This is a genomic window from Pseudomonas sp. Ma2-10 (genome assembly GCF_054330215.1).
This window is the reverse complement of record NZ_JBTEYL010000032.1, coordinates 33,171-50,068: the sequence shown is the minus strand read 5'-3', so window position 1 is coordinate 50,068 and position 16,898 is coordinate 33,171. Positions and strand designations below refer to the sequence as shown.

Annotated in this window: 13 protein-coding genes and 1 tRNA gene; 12 read left to right on the top strand and 2 right to left on the bottom strand. The window is 60.2% G+C overall.

Annotation, left to right across the window (positions count from 1 at the left end; genetic code table 11):
• Positions 1 to 23: 23 nt before the first annotated feature.
• The 5 genes from ACXPVS_RS25225 to ACXPVS_RS25205 all read left to right on the top strand — a co-directional run bounded on the left by ACXPVS_RS25225 (position 24) and on the right by ACXPVS_RS25205 (position 3,186).
• Positions 24 to 99 (top strand) — tRNA-Glu (locus ACXPVS_RS25225).
• A gap of 183 nt (positions 100 to 282) precedes the next feature.
• Complete coding sequence (locus ACXPVS_RS25220) at positions 283 to 822, top strand: TetR/AcrR family transcriptional regulator (protein ID WP_458512320.1); 540 nt, start codon at positions 283 to 285, stop codon at positions 820 to 822.
• Between the two features lie 31 nt (positions 823 to 853).
• Positions 854 to 1,690 carry an alpha/beta fold hydrolase gene (locus ACXPVS_RS25215; RefSeq protein WP_458512319.1) on the top strand — a complete coding sequence of 279 codons (837 nt, stop codon included), beginning with the start codon at positions 854 to 856 and terminating at the stop codon, positions 1,688 to 1,690.
• Positions 1,691 to 1,738: 48 nt separating this feature from the next.
• Positions 1,739 to 2,176 carry an acyl-CoA thioesterase gene (locus ACXPVS_RS25210; protein ID WP_458512318.1) on the top strand — a complete coding sequence of 146 codons (438 nt, stop codon included), beginning with the start codon at positions 1,739 to 1,741 and terminating at the stop codon, positions 2,174 to 2,176.
• A 50-nt stretch (positions 2,177 to 2,226) separates the two neighbouring features.
• On the top strand, positions 2,227 to 3,186 hold the full coding sequence (locus ACXPVS_RS25205; RefSeq protein ID WP_046054225.1) for a tRNA dihydrouridine synthase: 960 nt from the start codon (positions 2,227 to 2,229) through the stop codon (positions 3,184 to 3,186).
• 139 nt (positions 3,187 to 3,325) lie between these two features.
• On the opposite strand, the gene ACXPVS_RS25200 is transcribed toward ACXPVS_RS25205, so the two are convergent.
• Positions 3,326 to 6,604 (bottom strand): EAL domain-containing protein, encoded by a 3,279-nt coding sequence (locus tag ACXPVS_RS25200; protein ID WP_458512317.1) that lies wholly within the window; start codon positions 6,602 to 6,604, stop codon positions 3,326 to 3,328.
• Positions 6,605 to 6,651: 47 nt separating this feature from the next.
• Positions 6,652 to 7,560, bottom strand: a complete 909-nt coding sequence (locus ACXPVS_RS25195; protein WP_458512316.1) for a LysR family transcriptional regulator — start codon at positions 7,558 to 7,560, stop codon at positions 6,652 to 6,654.
• A 146-nt stretch (positions 7,561 to 7,706) separates the two neighbouring features.
• Here ACXPVS_RS25195 and leuC point away from each other — a divergent pair, with 146 nt between their 5' ends.
• The 7 genes from leuC (at position 7,707) to ACXPVS_RS25160 (ending at position 16,884) form a co-directional block, all read left to right on the top strand.
• Positions 7,707 to 9,125: a 3-isopropylmalate dehydratase large subunit gene (leuC, locus tag ACXPVS_RS25190; protein ID WP_458512315.1), complete on the top strand. Its 1,419-nt coding sequence runs from the start codon at positions 7,707 to 7,709 to the stop codon at positions 9,123 to 9,125.
• A gap of 10 nt (positions 9,126 to 9,135) precedes the next feature.
• Positions 9,136 to 9,780: a 3-isopropylmalate dehydratase small subunit gene (gene leuD / locus ACXPVS_RS25185; protein ID WP_458512314.1), complete on the top strand. Its 645-nt coding sequence runs from the start codon at positions 9,136 to 9,138 to the stop codon at positions 9,778 to 9,780.
• Between the two features lie 48 nt (positions 9,781 to 9,828).
• Positions 9,829 to 10,593 (top strand): class I SAM-dependent methyltransferase, encoded by a 765-nt coding sequence (locus ACXPVS_RS25180; RefSeq protein ID WP_458512313.1) that lies wholly within the window; start codon positions 9,829 to 9,831, stop codon positions 10,591 to 10,593.
• 51 nt (positions 10,594 to 10,644) lie between these two features.
• A complete protein-coding gene (gene leuB / locus ACXPVS_RS25175; protein WP_458512312.1) occupies positions 10,645 to 11,727 on the top strand; it encodes a 3-isopropylmalate dehydrogenase in 1,083 nt (360 codons plus the stop codon).
• 69 nt (positions 11,728 to 11,796) lie between these two features.
• On the top strand, positions 11,797 to 12,909 hold the full coding sequence (gene asd / locus ACXPVS_RS25170; RefSeq protein WP_458512311.1) for an aspartate-semialdehyde dehydrogenase: 1,113 nt from the start codon (positions 11,797 to 11,799) through the stop codon (positions 12,907 to 12,909).
• A 165-nt stretch (positions 12,910 to 13,074) separates the two neighbouring features.
• Positions 13,075 to 14,085 carry an aspartate-semialdehyde dehydrogenase gene (locus tag ACXPVS_RS25165; protein WP_458512310.1) on the top strand — a complete coding sequence of 337 codons (1,011 nt, stop codon included), beginning with the start codon at positions 13,075 to 13,077 and terminating at the stop codon, positions 14,083 to 14,085.
• A gap of 207 nt (positions 14,086 to 14,292) precedes the next feature.
• The gene (locus ACXPVS_RS25160; protein ID WP_458512309.1) at positions 14,293 to 16,884 is read left to right on the top strand and encodes a FimV/HubP family polar landmark protein; all 2,592 of its coding nucleotides are present in this window, start codon (positions 14,293 to 14,295) and stop codon (positions 16,882 to 16,884) included.
• The last annotated feature ends 14 nt before the right edge of the window (positions 16,885 to 16,898 follow it).

The following is a 16,898-nucleotide window of genomic DNA, read 5'->3' as shown; positions in this document are numbered from 1 at the left end:
ATCAGTTGTATAGAAGGTTTTGCGTCCCCTTCGTCTAGTGGCCTAGGACACCGCCCTTTCACGGCGGTAACAGGGGTTCGAGTCCCCTAGGGGACGCCACGATTACCCGCTCTGCGGGATTTTATAAGGGTCATTCAATTATTGAATGGCCCTTTTGTTTGTCTGGCGTTTGGCCAAATCCCCTATTTCTTTCAAACTGTTCTTCAGACCAGCGGTCACATCCACGACTTGCTTAAAATTATTATGAGAATAATATTCTGTTCGTAATATTCGGAGGCGACGATGAACGATAAAAAAGCGCAAACCCGCGAACGCATCCTCAAGGCTGCCAGTGCAGCGTTGATTCAGCGCGGCCCGGCCGAACCGAGCGTAGGCGAAGTGATGGGTGCGGCCGGCCTGACCGTCGGCGGCTTCTACGCGCACTTCGAAAGCAAGGACGCGATGATGCTGGAAGCGTTCAAACAATTGCTCGGTCACCGGCGTGGCTTGATCGCAGACATGGACGCCCAATTGACCGGCGAAGAACGTCGCGCGTTGGTTGCTGCCTTTTATCTGTCCCGCAAACACCGTGATTCTTCTGAGTCAGCCTGCCCGATTCCGGCTTCTGTCGGTGAACTGGGGCGCCTGCCGGACGCGTTTCGCGTGGCGTTGAATGAGCATGTGGAAATGATGGTCGCGCAGTTGGCGGCCAGCCCGGAAGACACCGACAAAGCTTTGGCCGACATAGCCTTGATGGTCGGTGGTTTGGCGTTGGCTCGCGCGTTGGGGGCGGGAGAATTATCCGATCGATTGCTGCGCGCCGCCAAGTCTGCGGTGCTGTGACCTAAAGGCATTAGCCTGAGGAGTGAGAGCGATGAGCACGTTGAAGTGGGTTCGTGGCATTAATGGCACCTTGGGCTGGGTCGCACCGAAACTGGTCGCGAGCAAAATGCGACTGGCATTCATGACGCCGCGGGAACTGCCGCCGCGTGATTGGGAATTGCCATTGTTGGCGACGTCCGAGCGAATCACCCTGCGCTTCGGTCTCTCGGCGCTGCGTTGGGGACAAGGTCCTGCGGTGTTGCTGATGCACGGTTGGGAAGGCCGGCCGACGCAGTTTGCCAGCCTCATCACCGCGTTGGTCGATGCTGGTTACACCGTGGTAGCGCTGGACGGTCCGGCCCACGGCCGCTCGCCGGGTCGCGAGGCCAACGTGGTGCTGTTCGCCCGGGCCATGCTTGAAGCCGCTGCCGAGTTGCCGCCGCTGCAAGCCGTCATCGGCCATTCCATGGGGGGCGCCAGTGCCATGCTCGCCGTTCAGTTGGGCTTGCGTACCGAAACCCTGGTCACGATCGCTGCCCCGGCGCGGATTCTCGGCGTGTTGCGCGGTTTCGCCCGCTATGTACGGCTGCCACCGAAAGCCCGCTCGGCGTTCATTCGTCAGGTCGAAAGAGACGTCGGCATGCGCGCTGCGGCACTGGATGTTGCGCACTATCAGCTCGACATGCCCGGCCTGATCGTTCATGCCGAAGACGACTGCTTCGTTCCGGTCAAGGAGTCGCAGTTGATCAACGAGGCCTGGTTTGACAGCCGTCTGTTGCGCCTGGAAGAGGGGGGTCATCAACGGGTACTGGCTGATCCTCGAGTGACCGAAGGCGTTCTCTCGTTGCTGGCCGGTCGCCGCAGTCTGCAATCGCGCCAATCGGCCTGAGCATCCGTTACACTGCGCCGGTGAAAATTTTCTGACCGGGAGTGGGGCATGGGCTGGGATCGGGCAACGCCATTTATCATTGATCTGGAGGTCGGCGCAGAGGATATCGATGGGTTGGGTCACGCGAACAACGCGGTGTACGTGACCTGGCTCGAACGCTGTGCCTGGCGCCACTCCCAGCGCCTTGGCCTGGACCTGGTCGAGTATCGTCGGCTGGATCGGGCGATGGCGGTGGTGCGGCACGAGATCGATTACCTGGCCGCCGCCTATGAAGGCGATGAGTTGCAATTGGCGACCTGGATCGTCGATTGGGACCAGCGCCTGAAAATGACCCGACACTTCCAGTTGAAGCGCCCCATCGACAACACCACGTTGCTGCGGGCCCAAACCACCTTCGTCTGCATCGAACTGTCGACCGGCAAGCCCAAGCGCATGCCAGCGCAATTCATCGAGGGCTACGGCCCCGCGTTGCAAGTCGCGATCTAATCGACGCTTTCGAGTAAACTGCCGCACGTTTTTCGTTGAGTGTGTTTTTCATGCAAATTGCTTTGGCGCCCATGGAGGGGTTGGTCGACAACATCCTGCGGGACGTGCTGACCCGTGTGGGCGGTATCGATTGGTGCGTGACCGAGTTCATTCGGATCAACGATCAACTGCTCACGCCGGCCTATTACCACAAGTTCGGCCCGGAGCTGTTGACCGGCGCCCGCACCGCATCCGGCGTGCCGCTGCGGGTGCAACTGCTCGGTTCCGATCCGGTATGCCTGGCGGAAAACGCCGCGCTGGCTTGCGAACTGGGGTCTGAGGTGATTGACCTGAACTTCGGCTGCCCGGCCAAGACTGTGAACAAGTCCCGTGGCGGTGCGGTGCTGCTCAAAGAACCTGAGCTGCTGAACCAGATCGTCGAACATGTTCGTCGCGCCGTTCCTGCGCACATTCCGGTGACGGCCAAGATGCGCCTCGGTTTCGACAGCCCGGACGGTGCGCTGGTATGTGCCACAGCCCTGGCCGAAGGTGGCGCGGCGCATATCGTGGTTCACGCACGGACCAAAACTGATGGCTACAAGCCGCCAGCCCATTGGGAATGGATCCCCCGGGTGCAGGATGTAGTCAAGGTTCCGGTGTTCGCCAATGGCGACATTTGGAGCGTCGAAGACTGGCGTCGGTGCCGCGAAATCAGCGGCGTAGAGGACATCATGCTCGGTCGCGGCCTGGTTTCGCGCCCGGACCTGGCACGGCAGATCGCAATGGCGCGGGCAGGTGAGGACGTCGTCGAGATGACCTGGGCCGAGCTGCTGCCCTTGATTCAGGACTTCTGGCTGCAAGCCAAGGCGCAGATGACGCCACGCCAATCGCCAGGTCGCTTGAAGCAATGGCTGGCGATGCTGACCCGCAATTATCCCGAAGCGGTCGAGCTGTTCACTGTGTTGCGTCGTGAGACCGAACTGGATCAGGTCTCGCGTTTACTGGGGCTTCAGGTGTCCGAAGCTGCCTGAAAAAATCTGTGAGTCATCTCTGGAAAAGCAATCAGCGGTCCTTTTTTAAGGATGACGTGATGCCGAACGCGGGTCGACCCTATGACCCGAAGCTTGCGCTTGCCCGGTGAGGTCCAGGGCGGTATCTACAAGGTCCGCGTCACTTGAGCAACTTCTGAAAGTCCTTCATGGGCAGCGGCGGACTGTGCAAATACCCCTGATAAAAATGGCAGCTCAGCCCCTGCAAGAACGCCAGCTGCTCCGGTGTCTCTACCCCTTCGGCAATCACTTTTAATTCGAGGCTGCGGGCCATGGCAACGATGGCGCGGATGATCTCGGCATCGTTGGGGTCGGTGGTGGCATCGCGGATGAACGATTGGTCGATTTTCAGGGTGTCGACCGGCAGACGCTTGAGGTAGGTCAGCGAGGAATAACCGGTGCCGAAATCGTCCATGGCAAAACTCACGCCGATTTTTTTCAGGCGACGCATTTTGCTGATGGTGTCTTCCAGGTTCTGGATCACGATGCCTTCGGTGATTTCCAGTTTCAGCAGTGAGCAGGGCAGGCCGTGGCGGGCGAGGCTGTGTTCGATGCGCTCGACGAAGTCGTTCTGGCGAAATTGTCGCGGGCTGATGTTGACGCACAGGCTGAAGTCAAGCGGGTCTATCAGGCCCTCGGCAATCAGTTGCCTGAAGGCGGCGCAGGCTTCGTCGATGATCCACGTGCCGACTTCCAGAATCAGACCGCTGTCCTCCAGCACCTTGATGAACTCGGTGGGTGATTGCGCGCCGAGTTCCGGATGGTTCCAGCGCACCAGCGCCTCGGCGCCGACGATGCGGTCGTTCCGGGCGTCCACCTGAGGCTGGTAGTGCACGCGGAACTCACCCCGGGAAAGGGCCAGACGCAGGTCGGTTTCCATGCGCAAGCGTTCGCTCGCAGCCTTCTGCATGGTGTTGTGGTACATCTGCGTGGTGTTGCGGCCCGAATCCTTGGCCCGGTACAGGGCGATGTCGGCACGTTTGAGCAGGTCGGTCGGGGTCGAGCCGTGATCGGGAATCAGCGCGATGCCGATACTCGGGGTCACTTGCAGGCGTTGGCCGTCGAGGAACATCGGCTCTGATAGCAGTTCACGCAAGGTGTCCGCCAGCTCCAGAACTTGCTCGCTGACCTCGTTGCGCGAGCCTTCGAGCCCGCTGAGCAGCACCACGAATTCGTCACCGCCCAAACGTGCGACGGTGTCTTCCATACGCACGCTGGCTTCGAGACGCGCGGTGATGATTTTCAGCACGGTATCGCCCACCGGATGACCCAGCGAATCATTGATGTGCTTGAAGTGATCAAGGTCGAGAAACATTAACGCGCCGCGCAGGTTGTGGCGCTTGAGCAGGGCAATCTGCTGACTCAGGCGATCCATCAGCAGGGCGCGGTTGGGCAGGTTGGTCAGCGGGTCGTGGTAGGCCAGGTGACGGATCTGCGCTTCGGCGTTTTTCAGCAAGCTGACGTCCCGCGCAGTCAGCAGCAGGCAGGCGGTTTCGTTGAGGGTGATCGGTTCTACCGAGACTTCGAGGGTCAGTATCTCGCCGCGTTTATTGCGTCCGAGCATTTCTTGATGAAGTACCCGGCCCTTGATCTGGAGTTCGGCGAGCAGCGCCGAGCGTTGTTTTTCCTCGGCCCAGACGCCGACCTGATACACCGTGCGACCGACCACTTCATCGGCGCGGTAGCCGGTCAGGCGGCAAAAGCCATCGTTAACCTCCAGATAACGCCCGGTGTCGCGCTCAGTGATGGTGATGGCGTCGGGGCTGGAGTGGAAGGCCTTGGCGAACTTCTCTTCGCTGGCCTTGAGCGCTGCTTCCGAGCGTTGCTGTTGAGTGATATCACGCAGGGTGGTGACAATGCATGGCTGCTCGCCGACGCTGATCTGGCGGCTTGAAATCACACAGGTCAGGGATTGCCCGTCTTTGTGCTGCACCAGGATCGCTACGTTGTTCAAGCCCTGTTCGCGGATGACCTGCTCGATCCGTCGCAGACTTTGCGCGGAAGCGTCCCATAGACCGATTTCGTCGGCGCTGCGGCCAATCACGTCGGCGGCTCTCCAGCCGAAGGTCTGGGTGAAGCTGGAGTTGATCTCGATAAATTGACCGGTGTCCTGGCGGGTCACGCAAATCGGGTCCGGGCTGACCTGGAACAGGCTGGCGAACTTCTCTTCGGACGCCACCAGCAGTTGCTCCCGCTCAACCTGATCGGTGATGTCGAGCAGGGTGCCGGCCATGCGTAGCGGGGCACCATTTTCATCGCGATAGAGCCGGGCGCGGCTTTCCAGGTAGCGCGAGCTGCCGTCCGGTAGTTGCACGCGGTAGGTCAGTTGATAATTGCCGGCAGGGCCTTCTCGCAGGCTGCGATAGGCGTCGCGCATGGTGCCGCGCTCTTCGTCGGGCACGCCTTCGAAAAACTCGTCGAAGGATTCATGGAAAGGTATGGCTTCCAGCCCGTGTAACTGGGCGGCGCGTGCCGAGCCGTACAGCATGCCGCTGGGAATGTGCCAGTCCCAAGTGCCGAGTTGTGCCGAATCCAGCGCCAGGTCGAGGCGCTCCTGGCTGTCTTTCAGCGCGAGCTCGGCGGCTTTGCGTTCGGTGGTGTCCAGAAACGTACTCAGCAGATATGGCTGGCCTTCAAGTTCCACCTTTTGCGCGCTGAGGATGCCGTCATGGACCTGGCCATTGCTGGCACGAAACTGCACCTCCATGCTGATCAGTTCGCCCTTGGCCTTGGTGGCCTTGACGAGTTGTGCCCGTTGCTCCGGATGCACCCAGAGGCCCAGTTCCAGGGTAGTACGACCAATAGCGTTCTGCACTGGCCAGCCAAACAGGCTTTCGAAATACTGGTTGGCTTCGCTGATCAGGCCGTCTTCCTGGCGGGTCAGCAGCACCATGTTCGGACAGAGGTGGAACAGCGTGGCGAAGCGTTTTTCCGAGCTGCTCAACGCTTGTTCGCGCTGGCGCTGGTGGGTGACTTCACGGATGACGCCAATCATGCGTGGCCGGCCGTGTTTGTCCGGCAGCAGACTGCCGTTGATCTCCAGCCAGTGCAGGCTGCCGTCGGGCCAGAGGATGCGGTGATGCATCGCGTGTTCCAGCGGGGCACCGGCGATCACCGCGTTGAAGGCGCGAATGGTTTTTGCACGATCCTCTGGCGGCAGCAAGTCGAGGTATTCCAGATCCGCCGGCAGCGGTTGCTGGGGATCGAAGCCGAAGAGCGCCTGGGTACCCCGCGACCAACTGATCTGCCCATGTTCGATGTCCCAATACCAGGCGCCCAAACGTGCACCGTTGAGGGCGGCCAGCAATTGTGGGGCGCTTTCCCAGCTCTGCTCGGACCGTTTTGGGTCAAGCGCCTGTATGCGCGGCATCGGCGGAATACGGTCAACAGATTTCGGCATTGGCAAGCCTTGGCTGAGTGGGGTGTCAGGTTCAGTGAATCGAGGCTCTATAGAAGTAGCACAGCTTCGCCGAGAGTCCCTGGCAGTTCGTTTTGTGCATCCAGCAAGGCCATGAAAGCCCGTGCCGCATTCGAAAGCGTCCGTTCTGTGTGCAGGATATAGCCTAGCTGGCGAGTGAGTTGTATGCCTGGTAAAGGTATTCGCGCAACCTGATCATCAAGCATGGTGCGCGGCAACACGCTCCAGGCCAGGCCGATCGAGACCATCATCTTGATGGTTTCCAGATAATTCGTGCTCATGGCGATGTTCGGCGTCAGGCCTTGAGCTTCGAACAGGCGCCGGACGATGTGGTGAGTAAAGGTGTTACCACCGGGGAAAACCGCCGGGTGCAGGGCAATGTCCGCCAGGGTGACCGGGCCGTGGCTGATCAGCGAGTGCTCCGGGGCGACGACGAAGTCCAGCGGGTCATCCCACACCGGCTTGGCCTTGACCAGTGCGTGGGGCTCCGGCGCCAGGGTGATGACCGCCAGTTCGGCGCGACCATGGAGGATTTCTTCGTAGGCCACTTCCGAATCGAGGAACTGAATATCCAATGCCACTTGCGGGTAGCGTCGGGTGAATTCCCTTAATAAGGGGGGCAAGCGGTGCAGGCCGATGTGGTGGCTGGTGGCCAGTGTCAGGCGGCCGGTCACCTCGCCGGTCAGATTGGTCAGGGCGCGGCGGGTGTCGTCCAGTACATTCAAAATCTGATAAGCCCGCGGCAGCAAGGCGCGTCCGGCTTCGGTCAAGCTCACTTCGCGGCCCAGGCGATCGAACAGGCGTACCTTCAATTGCTGCTCGAGTCCGGCAATGCGCTTGCTGATGGCCGGTTGCGTCAGGTGCAGTCGTTCGCCAGCGCCGGAGAAGCTGCCGGTCTCGGCAATCGCGATAAAAGCATTGAGGTTGGCGAGGTCCATTGCAGTATTCCAGTTGGTTATCCAAAGCATGAAAAATATGAATTTGAGTTATTTAATGTAACCCCCTAGGATCGACCTCACAAGCCAAGGGGTTATTGAATCTCTCAAGATCCAGGGCATAGAAACACGCTGATGAGGACCGTCTGATGGCCGGCAAAACGCTTTACGACAAGCTTTGGGATTCCCATGAAGTGAAACGGCGCGACGATGGGTCGTCGCTGATCTATATCGACCGCCACATCATCCATGAAGTGACTTCGCCCCAAGCTTTCGAAGGCCTGCGTCTGGCCGGGCGCAAGCCTTGGCGTGTCGACTCAATCATCGCCACCCCGGACCACAACGTTCCGACCACTCCGGATCGCAAGGGCGGCATTGAAGCGATTACCGATCAGGTCTCGCGCCTGCAGGTTCAGACCCTCGATGACTACTGCGACGAATATGGCATCACTGAATTCAAAATGAACGACGTGCGTCAGGGCATCGTTCACGTGATCGGTCCGGAGCAGGGTGCCACCTTGCCGGGCATGACCGTGGTCTGCGGCGACTCGCACACCTCGACTCACGGGGCGTTTGGCGCATTGGCTCACGGCATCGGGACTTCCGAGGTCGAGCACGTGTTCGCCACGCAATGCCTGGTCGCCAAGAAAATGAAAAACATGTTGGTGTCGGTCGAAGGCAAATTGCCGTTCGGCGTGACCGCCAAGGACATCGTCCTGGCTGTGATCGGCAAGATCGGCACCGCCGGCGGTAACGGCCACGCCATCGAGTTCGCCGGCAGCGCCATTCGTGATTTGTCCGTCGAAGGCCGCATGACCATCTGCAACATGTCTATTGAAGCCGGCGCTCGTGTTGGCCTGGTGGCTGCCGACGAAAAAACCGTGGCGTACGTCAAGGGCCGTCCATTTGCCCCGAAAGGCGCAGAATGGGACATGGCAGTCGAAGCCTGGAAAGACCTGGTTTGCGACGCTGATGCGGTGTTCGATACCGTGGTTGAGCTCGACGCTACTCAGATCAAGCCGCAAGTCAGTTGGGGCACTTCGCCCGAGATGGTCTTGGCAGTTGATCAGAACGTGCCGGACCCGGCGAAGGAAATGGACCTGGTCAAGCGCGGTTCCATCGAGCGCGCCTTGAAGTACATGGGGTTGAGCGCCAATCAGGCGATCACCGACATTCAACTGGACCGCGTCTTCATTGGTTCTTGCACCAACTCGCGGATCGAAGACTTGCGCGCTGCGGCGGTGATCGCCAAGGGCCGTAAAGTCGCTTCGACCATCAAGCAAGCCATCGTGGTGCCAGGCTCGGGCCTGGTGAAGGCGCAAGCCGAGGCCGAAGGCCTGGACAAGATTTTCCTCGAAGCCGGTTTCGAGTGGCGTGAACCGGGTTGCTCGATGTGCCTGGCGATGAACCCGGACCGCTTGGAGTCGGGCGAGCATTGCGCCTCGACCTCCAACCGCAACTTCGAAGGGCGTCAGGGCGCCGGTGGCCGTACGCACCTGGTCAGCCCGGCCATGGCCGCGGCGGCTGCCGTCCACGGTCGTTTCATCGACGTTCGCGAACTGATCTGAGGAACCGCACATGAGAGCTTTTACCCAACACACCGGTTTGGTCGCGCCATTGGACCGTGCCAACGTCGACACCGACCAGATCATTCCGAAGCAGTTCTTGAAGTCGATCAAACGCAGCGGTTTTGGTCCGAACCTGTTCGACGAGTGGCGCTACCTGGACGTGGGCTATGCCTACCAGGACAACTCCAAGCGTCCGCTGAACAAGGATTTCGTGCTCAACGCCGAACGTTATCAAGGCGCCAGTGTGCTGCTGGCCCGCGAGAACTTCGGCTGCGGCTCCAGTCGTGAACACGCGCCGTGGGCGCTGGAAGAGTACGGTTTTCGCAGCATCATTGCGCCGAGTTACGCTGACATCTTCTACAACAACAGCTTCAAGAATGGCTTGTTGCCGATCATCCTGAGCGACGCTGAAGTGGATGAGTTGTTCCAGCAGGTTGAAGCCAATCCGGGTTACGAGTTGACGGTCGACTTGCAAGCCCAGACCGTCACCCGGCCTGATGGCAAGGTCTACAGCTTCGAACTTGACGAGTTCCGCAAGCATTGCCTGGTCAACGGTCTGGACGACATCGGCCTGACCTTGCAGGACCACGAAGCGATTGCGGCGTTTGAAGCCAAACACCGTGCGAGCCAGCCGTGGTTGTTTCGCGATGTTTGATTTTGCGTAAGGCGCCAGCCCAGACAACATAAATATCAGGACATTACGATGACTAGCACCGCCCACATCCAAGTCGTACAAAAGCAGTTCGGTGAACAAGCCTCGGCTTATCTGAGCAGCGCGGTACACGCTCAGGGCACCGAATTTGCGTTGCTGCAGGCTGAGCTGGCGGGGCAGGGCGATGCCCGGGTACTGGACCTGGGCTGCGGCGCCGGTCACGTGAGTTTTCACGTGGCCTCGCTGGTGAAAGACGTGGTGGCCTACGATTTGTCGCAGCAGATGCTCGACGTGGTGGCCGGTGCCGCGGTCGATCGCGGTCTGACCAACGTCTCCACCGTGCTGGGCGCCGCCGAGCGCCTGCCATTCGCCGATGGCGAATTCGATTTCGTCTTCAGCCGTTATTCGGCGCACCATTGGAGCGATCTCGGCCTGGCCCTGCGAGAGGTTCGCCGGGTGTTGAAGCCGGGCGGCGTGGCGGCGTTCGTCGACGTGTTGTCGCCGGGTAGTCCGTTGTTCGACACTTACCTGCAAAGTGTCGAAGTGCTGCGCGACACCAGTCATGTGCGTGATTACTCTGCCGGCGAATGGTTGCGTCAGGTTAGTGAAGCGGGGTTGTATACCCGTAGCACCACCCGTCAACGGCTGCGACTGGAGTACACCTCCTGGGTCGAGCGCATGCGCACGCCAGAAGTGATGCGCGCCGCGATCCTCGAGTTGCAGCAATCGATGGGCAACGAAGTGCGCGAATATTTTCAGATTGAGGCCGATGGTTCGTTCAGTACCGATGTGCTGGTGCTGATGGCAGAACGATAGAATTTTTCCGGGCGCGCCCACGGGCGCACCGACTGATGACATGAGGAAAGCATGAGCAAGCAGATTCTGATTCTCCCAGGTGACGGTATTGGCCCGGAAATCATGGCCGAAGCGGTCAAGGTGCTGGAATTGGCCAGCGACAAATACAGCCTGGACTTCGAGCTGAGCCATGACGTGATCGGTGGCGCTGCCATCGACAAACACGGCGTGCCGCTGGCTGACGAAACCCTGGACCGTGCACGCGCGGCCGACGCTGTACTGCTCGGCGCCGTGGGCGGCCCGAAATGGGACGCCATCGAGCGTGACATTCGCCCTGAGCGCGGTCTGCTGAAAATTCGTGCGCAACTGGGCCTGTTCGGCAACCTGCGTCCGGCAATCCTGTACCCGCAACTGGCCGAGGCGTCGAGCCTCAAGCCTGAAATCGTTGCTGGCCTGGACATCCTGATCGTCCGTGAACTGACCGGCGGTATCTACTTCGGCGCGCCACGCGGCACCCGCACCCTGGAAAACGGCGAGCGCCAGGCTTACGACACCCTGCCATACAGCGAAAGCGAAATCCGCCGCATCGCCCGTGTCGGTTTCGACATGGCCATGGTGCGTGGCAAGAAGCTGTGCTCGGTGGATAAGGCCAACGTGCTGGCCTCCAGCCAGCTGTGGCGTGAAATCGTCGAGCAAGTGGCCAAGGATTATCCTGAAGTCGAACTGAGCCACATGTACGTCGACAACGCCGCCATGCAGTTGGTGCGCGCACCGAAGCAATTCGACGTGATCGTCACTGACAACCTGTTCGGCGACATTCTTTCCGACCAGGCGTCGATGCTTACCGGTTCCATCGGCATGCTGCCGTCGGCGTCCCTGGATACCAACAACAAAGGCATGTATGAGCCGTGCCATGGTTCGGCGCCGGACATCGCTGGCAAAGGCATTGCCAACCCGTTGGCGACCATTTTGTCGGTGTCGATGATGCTGCGTTACAGCTTCAATCTGCAGGAGGCGGCCGATGCCATCGAGAAAGCCGTCAGCCTGGTACTGGACCAAGGCCTGCGTACTGGCGACATCTGGTCGGCCGGTTGCACTAAAGTCGGTACGCAGGAAATGGGCGACGCAGTAGTCGCCGCGCTGCGGAATCTGTAATCTCTCGGGCCCGCTGCAACTTTCACTCTTGAAAGCAGTGGCCCACTTTTTAAAAAAGGTGTAGTTGCGATGAAACGTGTAGGTCTGATCGGTTGGCGCGGTATGGTCGGTTCCGTGCTCATGCAGCGGATGCTGGAAGAGCAGGATTTCGATCTTATTGAGCCGGTGTTTTTCACCACTTCCAATGTCGGTGGCCAAGGCCCGTCCGTGGGCAAGGACATTGCTCCGCTCAAGGACGCTTACAGCATTGATGAGCTGAAAACCCTCGACGTGATTCTGACCTGCCAGGGTGGCGACTACACCAGCGAAGTCTTCCCGAAGCTGCGTGAAGCCGGCTGGCAGGGTTACTGGATCGACGCCGCTTCCAGCCTGCGCATGCAGGATGACGCGGTGATCGTGCTGGACCCGGTGAACCGCAAGGTCATCGACCAGCAGCTCGACGCGGGCACCAAGAACTACATCGGCGGCAACTGCACCGTCAGCCTGATGCTGATGGGCCTGGGCGGTCTGTTCGAAGCTGGTTTGGTCGAGTGGATGAGCGCCATGACCTATCAGGCGGCCTCCGGTGCCGGCGCGCAGAACATGCGCGAACTGATCAAGCAAATGGGCGCGACCCACGCCGCGGTCGCCGATCAACTGGCCGACCCGGCCAGCGCGATCCTCGACATCGACCGCCGTGTGGCCGAAGCCATGCGCAGCGACGCGTACCCGACCGAAAACTTCGGCGTACCGCTGGCCGGCAGCCTGATCCCCTGGATCGACAAGGAACTGCCAAACGGTCAGAGCCGTGAAGAGTGGAAGGCCCAGGCCGAGACCAACAAGGTCCTTGGTCGTTTCAAGAACCCGATCCCGGTCGATGGTATCTGCGTGCGTATCGGCGCCATGCGTTGCCACAGCCAGGCGCTGACCATCAAGTTGAACAAAGACGTGCCGATCGCCGACATCGAAGGGCTGATCAGCCAGCACAACCCTTGGGTCAAACTGGTACCGAATAGTCGCGAAGCCAGTATTCAGGAATTGAGCCCGACAAAAGTCACCGGCACCCTGAACGTACCGGTTGGCCGTCTGCGCAAGCTGAACATGGGCACCCAGTACCTGGGCGCGTTCACCGTTGGCGATCAACTGCTGTGGGGCGCGGCCGAACCGCTGCGTCGCATGCTGCGGATTCTGCTTGAGCGTTGATCGGTTAAAGTAATGAACGAACCCGTGCCTTGAAAGAGGTGCGGGTTTTTTGTTCCCGCCGATCGTTCCCGCGCGGCGTGGGAACGATCAGGATGGGCCGTGAATTGCCTGTGCGCCAACCACCCGGTAAAGTGCCGCTCCCCCCGTTTCGCCAGAGGTAGAACCATGAGCCAGTCCTTTGATATTGCCGTGATCGGCGCCACCGGTACTGTCGGCGAAACGCTCGTGCAGATTCTCGAAGAGCGCGACTTCCCGGTCGGCAATTTGCACCTGCTCGCCAGCAGCGAATCGGCCGGCCATTCGGTGCCGTTTCGCGGCAAGAACGTGCGGGTGCGGGAAGTCGATGAGTTCGACTTTAGTAAAGTCCAACTGGTGTTCTTCGCGGCCGGCCCTGCGGTGACCCTCAGTTTTGCTTCGCGTGCCACGGCCGCCGGTTGCTCGCTGATTGACTTGTCCGGCGCCTTGCCGGCTGATCAGGCGCCACAAATCGTGCCTGAAGCCAACGCGCAGGTGCTGGCCGGTTTGAAAATGCCGTTCCAGGTCAGCAGTCCAAGCCCTTCAGCCACCACACTGGCGGTAGTGCTGGCGCCGTTGCTCGGTTTGCTCGACCTGCAACGCATCAATTTGACCGCCAGCCTGGCCGTCTCCGCCCAGGGGCGCGAAGCCGTCACCGAGCTGGCGCGGCAAACGGCCGAGCTGCTCAACGTGCGTCCACTGGAGCCGACCTTCTTTGATCGGCAGATGGCCTTCAACCTGCTGGCGCAAGTGGGCAAGCCTGATGATCAGGGTCACACACTGCTGGAAAAACGCCTGGTACGCGAACTGCGTCAGGTCATGGCGCTGCCTTTATTAAAGATTTCCGTCGCTTGCATTCAAGCCCCGGTGTTTTTTGGCGATAGCTTTAACGTGACCTTGCAGTCGTCAAGCGACATCGACCTGGTAAAAGTCATCGCCGCCCTGGAAGACGCGCCCGGTATCGAGTTGGTGGAAGCCGGCGATTATCCGACGCCGGTAGGCGATGCGGTAGGGCAAGACGAGGTCTACGTTGGTCGGGTTCGCAACGGGATCGACGACCTGTCGGAACTTAATTTGTGGCTGACGTCAGATAACGTACGCAAAGGCGCAGCGCTCAATGCTGTGCAGGTGGCTGAATTGTTGATAAAAGACCGGCTGTAAAAGATACTTGGCAACAATTTGTCGAATGAATCCAGCTGGGCGCTATGCTTGGCCGGATTGCTGAAGGCGGGCTCCCTCGGGAGCTTTGCGTGGCATGACTGAAATGATCGCGCGCGACGACTCTTCGCCGCCGCGCGCAATGCCTTACGGCAGCGACTATCAACACCTTCTCGCTGGCCGAGGAATGTTCAAACAAAGGATGAGGCTATGGTTCAAGTTCGCAAACTGGTGTTAGCAATAGCGGCCGCCTCGGCGCTGTCCTCCGGTATGGCGCATGCCCTCGGGCTCGGGGAATTGACCCTGAAGTCGACGCTGAACCAGCCCTTGGTGGCAGAAATCGAGTTGCTCGACGTCAAGGACCTCACCGCTGCCGAAGTGGTGCCGAGCCTGGCTTCGCCGGAAGATTTCGCCAAGGCCGGTGTCGACCGCCAGGCGTTTCTCAATGACCTGACCTTTACCCCGGTGCTCAACGCCAGCGGCAAAAGCATCCTGCGTGTGACATCCAGCAAACCACTCTCCGAACCCATGGTGAAATTCCTGGTTCAGGTGATGTGGCCCAACGGCCGTCTGCTGCGCGATTACAGCATGCTGCTCGACCCGTCCAAATTCTCGCCGCAAACCGCCGATGCGGCTGCGCAGCCTGCACCGACGCAAACCGTCACCGCACCGGTGACCGGTGCCACCAATCCAGCCCAATACACCACCGCGCCGCGCGATACCCTATGGGAAATCGCTGCGAAGGCGCGCAATGGCGGCTCGGTCCAGCAAACCATGCTGGCTATCCAGGCGTTGAATCCGGATGCCTTTATCGACGGCAACATCAACCGGATGAAAGCCGGTCAGGTGCTGCGTCTGCCGGATCAGGCGCAGAGCACCAGCCTGCCGCAACCAAAAGCCATTGCCGAAGTTTCCGCGCAGAACACCGCGTGGCGTCAGGGGCGTCGTTACGTGGCGAAGCCCGGGACCGGGCAGCAGCAGCTCGATGCCACCAAACGCGTTCGCGGTGACGGCCCTTCGTCGCAAGCGGCGACGGACAAGCTGAGCCTGGTCTCCGCCGAGTCCGGCAAGGCAGGTGGTAAAGGCGCTGCGGGTGATGCCAAGAATTTGAGCAACAAGCTGGCCGTGACCCAGGAAAGCCTCGACACGACCCGTCGTGACAATGCTGAACTCAAAAGCCGCATGACCGATCTGCAAAGTCAGCTGGACAAGCTGCAACGTCTGATCGAACTGAAGAACAACCAACTGGCCAAGTTGCAGGCTGAAGGTGCGACGGGTGCGCCGGCACCCGGTGCGACCGCTCCGGCAATGTCAGCCGAACTGGCGGCCAGTCCTGCGCCTGAGGCCACTGCGGCGCCAGTCGAGCAGCCTGTCGAGCCGACGCCAGCAGCATCCGACGATCAGCAATTCAAAGAACTGCTGACTAATCCGTGGCTGCTGGGTCTGGCAGGTGGCGGCGCCGTGGTGGTGCTGTTCCTGCTGCTGTTGCTGGCGCGTCGCCGCAAAGCCCAGCAAGAAGCCGAGAAGCATTTGCGCATGGCCCGTGACTTGTCCGAGGAACAGGCGTTCTCCGCTGAACTCGACCTGCCAAAAAGCATCTTCGAAGACCTGGAAGTGCCGCCGCCGAGCGTGAAGCTCGCTACCGCGCCAACCCCGGCGCCTGCACCCGCTCCGGCTCCGGTGATTGCTCCGGTTGTGGTCACGCCGCCGATCGCTGCTCCATTGGTTTCACCTGCTGGCGAGCACGATGACGACGTATTGAGCAAGGCGCAGTCGCACATCACTGCCGGTCGACTGAATCAGGCGGCTGCCTTGCTGGAAGATGGGATCAAGCAAGCGCCGCAACGCAGTGATCTGCGCCTCAAGCTGATGGAAGTCTATGGTCAGCAAGGCGACCGCGATGCATTCGTTGCCCAGGAACGCCAACTGGTGGCCAACGGTGACAACTTTGCTCAAGTCGAAAAACTCAAGAGCCGCTTCCCGGCCATGGTCATTGCCGCAGCCGGTGGTATCGCAGCCGCAGCGATCGCTGCTGAACTGGACGCGCAATACGTCCAGGATCTGCTGCTGGACGAGCCTGAAACGCCGGCGCCAGCAGCGTCTGATGACTTAGACAGTGCCTTCGATTTGAACTTGGAAGATCTGGAATCCGCCGCTCCGGCAGTGGTTGCACCAGAACCAGAAGCAGAGTCAGTGTCCGTGGCTGAGCTGGACGAATTCCCGCTGGACGACGACTTGAGCTTCGAGTCGGTGTTGCAGCAGCAGACCGACATCAAGGAAAACCTCGATGACCTGTCGGACTTCGACCTGGATATGGATCTGGGTGGGGATGCCTCGCCGGCGACCCTGGCCGAAGACGACTTCCTGTTGAGCCTGGATGAAGGCGTCAAGGACCTGGACTTGCCTGTCGCCGACGCGCCGGCTGTTCCCGAGGTTGCGCTGGACGATCTGGAGCTGCCAGCCGATTTCGACCTGTCGCTGGCTGACGAAATGGACGCGCCAGAGGCTCCGGACGCGTTTGCATCCGAGCTGGATGACGTCAACGCCGAACTGGATCGTCTGTCCCCGAGTCTTGGCCAGCCGAGCTTTACGGCGGAAGACGCCATGGCCTCCGCAGCTGACGAGCCGGAATTCGATTTTCTTTCCGGCACCGATGAAGTCGCGACCAAACTCGATCTGGCCCAGGCCTACATCGACATGGGCGACGCCGATGGCGCCCGGGACATCCTCAATGAGGTGGTGACCGAGGGTGACGACGGTCAGAAGAGCGAAGCCAAGGAAATGCTTTCTCGTCTGGCTTGATTGATCGCTCAGGT

Bases quoted from the DNA above. Each gene is read 5' to 3' on its own strand.
- ACXPVS_RS25220 (WP_458512320.1), top strand. From the start codon at position 283: ATGAACGATAAAAAAGCGCAAACCCGCGAACGCATCCTCAAGGCTGCC.
- leuC (WP_458512315.1), top strand. From the start codon at position 7,707: ATGGCCGGCAAAACGCTTTACGACAAGCTTTGGGATTCCCATGAAGTG.
- ACXPVS_RS25180 (WP_458512313.1), top strand. From the start codon at position 9,829: ATGACTAGCACCGCCCACATCCAAGTCGTACAAAAGCAGTTCGGTGAA.
- ACXPVS_RS25200 (WP_458512317.1), bottom strand. From the start codon at position 6,604: ATGCCGAAATCTGTTGACCGTATTCCGCCGATGCCGCGCATACAGGCG.
- asd (WP_458512311.1), top strand. From the start codon at position 11,797: ATGAAACGTGTAGGTCTGATCGGTTGGCGCGGTATGGTCGGTTCCGTG.
- ACXPVS_RS25160 (WP_458512309.1), top strand. From the start codon at position 14,293: ATGGTTCAAGTTCGCAAACTGGTGTTAGCAATAGCGGCCGCCTCGGCG.
- ACXPVS_RS25205 (WP_046054225.1), top strand. From the start codon at position 2,227: ATGCAAATTGCTTTGGCGCCCATGGAGGGGTTGGTCGACAACATCCTG.
- ACXPVS_RS25165 (WP_458512310.1), top strand. From the start codon at position 13,075: ATGAGCCAGTCCTTTGATATTGCCGTGATCGGCGCCACCGGTACTGTC.
- leuD (WP_458512314.1), top strand. From the start codon at position 9,136: ATGAGAGCTTTTACCCAACACACCGGTTTGGTCGCGCCATTGGACCGT.
- ACXPVS_RS25215 (WP_458512319.1), top strand. From the start codon at position 854: ATGAGCACGTTGAAGTGGGTTCGTGGCATTAATGGCACCTTGGGCTGG.
- ACXPVS_RS25210 (WP_458512318.1), top strand. From the start codon at position 1,739: ATGGGCTGGGATCGGGCAACGCCATTTATCATTGATCTGGAGGTCGGC.
- ACXPVS_RS25195 (WP_458512316.1), bottom strand. From the start codon at position 7,560: ATGGACCTCGCCAACCTCAATGCTTTTATCGCGATTGCCGAGACCGGC.
- leuB (WP_458512312.1), top strand. From the start codon at position 10,645: ATGAGCAAGCAGATTCTGATTCTCCCAGGTGACGGTATTGGCCCGGAA.